This window comes from Agromyces sp. NPDC004153 (assembly GCF_053603635.1).
This window is the reverse complement of record NZ_JBSGFY010000006.1, coordinates 1-2,169: the sequence shown is the minus strand read 5'-3', so window position 1 is coordinate 2,169 and position 2,169 is coordinate 1. Positions and strand designations below refer to the sequence as shown.

Here is a 2,169-nt window from a genome sequence, read left to right as displayed (position 1 = left end):
CTCACTTGTGGTTCATACCCACCAATGTCCGTTTGGTACGGCAAGCAGGGATGTGTTGCGGGTTCGGCGGTGCGTTGATTTGACGGTTGGCGGAGTCGTACATAGAGTTCACCAGTCCCACCCAGTCGGCGATCATCGTCGGCTGTCCGGGGGAGCCTCTTCCAGTACATCCGCGCCGGTTGTCGTCATGTCTGCCGGTGCGTCTGGTTCGACAGGAATCGGATGCGGGAGTACTTTTAAGGGGTTGTCCCGAAAGGGGCGGTCGAAATTCTCGGCAGGTTTCGCGAAAAGAGTCAATTTGACTCGGATCGCGGGGGCTGAAAGAATTAAGACATAACGAAGCGAGTGCGGCCGGGTGGTTGACGGTCAGGCGTCCGTTTCTTGAGAACTCAACAGTGTGTTAAAAGCCAGTGCATGATTTACATGCAATACCTCGTCAAGGTATATGACGAACGCTTGGAAACACTCTTTCCAGCAATGCTTCAAGCATTTTATGGAGAGTTTGATCCTGGCTCAGGACGAACGCTGGCGGCGTGCTTAACACATGCAAGTCGAGCGGAAAGGCCCTTCGGGGTACTCGAGCGGCGAACGGGTGAGTAACACGTGAGCAACCTGCCCCTGACTCTGGGATAAGCCCGGGAAACTGGGTCTAATACCGGATACGACCGCCCCCGGCATCGGGTGGTGGTGGAAAGTTGTTTCGGTTGGGGATGGGCTCGCGGCCTATCAGCTTGTTGGTGGGGTAGTGGCCTACCAAGGCGACGACGGGTAGCCGGCCTGAGAGGGCGACCGGCCACACTGGGACTGAGACACGGCCCAGACTCCTACGGGAGGCAGCAGTGGGGAATATTGCGCAATGGGCGGAAGCCTGACGCAGCGACGCCGCGTGGGGGATGACGGCCTTCGGGTTGTAAACCTCTTTCAGCAGGGACGAAGTTGACGTGTACCTGCAGAAGAAGCGCCGGCTAACTACGTGCCAGCAGCCGCGGTAATACGTAGGGCGCAAGCGTTGTCCGGAATTATTGGGCGTAAAGAGCTCGTAGGTGGCTTGTCGCGTCTGCCGTGAAAGCTCGCAGCTTAACTGCGGGTCTGCGGTGGATACGGGCTGGCTAGAGGTAGGTAGGGGAGAACGGAATTCCTGGTGTAGCGGTGAAATGCGCAGATATCAGGAGGAACACCGGTGGCGAAGGCGGTTCTCTGGGCCTTACCTGACGCTGAGGAGCGAAAGCGTGGGGAGCGAACAGGATTAGATACCCTGGTAGTCCACGCTGTAAACGTTGGGCGCTAGGTGTGGGGGTCTTCCACGATCTCCGTGCCGGAGCTAACGCATTAAGCGCCCCGCCTGGGGAGTACGGCCGCAAGGCTAAAACTCAAAGGAATTGACGGGGGCCCGCACAAGCGGCGGAGCATGTTGCTTAATTCGACGCAACGCGAAGAACCTTACCAAGGCTTGACATCGCCCGGACACTCCCAGAGATGGGGGCTTCTTCGGACCGGGTGACAGGTGGTGCATGGCTGTCGTCAGCTCGTGTCGTGAGATGTTGGGTTAAGTCCCGCAACGAGCGCAACCCTTGCTCCATGTTGCCAGCACGCCTTTCGGGGTGGTGGGGACTCATGGGGGACTGCCGGGGTCAACTCGGAGGAAGGTGGGGATGACGTCAAGTCATCATGCCCCTTATGTCTTGGGCTGCAAACATGCTACAATGGCCGGTACAGAGGGTTGCGATACCGTGAGGTGGAGCGAATCCCTAAAAGCCGGTCTCAGTTCGGATTGGGGTCTGCAACTCGACCCCATGAAGTCGGAGTCGCTAGTAATCGCAGATCAGCAACGCTGCGGTGAATACGTTCCCGGGCCTTGTACACACCGCCCGTCACGTCACGAAAGTCGGCAACACCCGAAGCCCGTGGCCCAACCACTTGTGGGGGGAGCGGTCGAAGGTGGGGCTGGCGATTGGGACGAAGTCGTAACAAGGTAGCCGTACCGGAAGGTGCGGCTGGATCACCTCCTTTCTAAGGAGCACAGGCTGGTGGCGGAAGCTTCCAGTCCATCGCCGTGTCCGTGAGCGAACGTCTCACGCTCGGCAGCTCATTAGTGGAGCACTGGCTACTCGGCGCAGCGTGATCGCTGACCGGCTAGTACCGCCCTCGCGAGAGGGAGTGGGAACGGCG

1 rRNA gene is annotated in these 2,169 nt (G+C 59.0%); it reads left to right on the top strand.

Annotated features, from left to right (window positions below):
• Window positions 1-490: 490 nt before the first annotated feature.
• Window positions 491-2,010: ribosomal RNA gene (locus ACWEOH_RS19750) — 16S ribosomal RNA — on the top strand.
• Window positions 2,011-2,169: the final 159 nt, after the last annotated feature.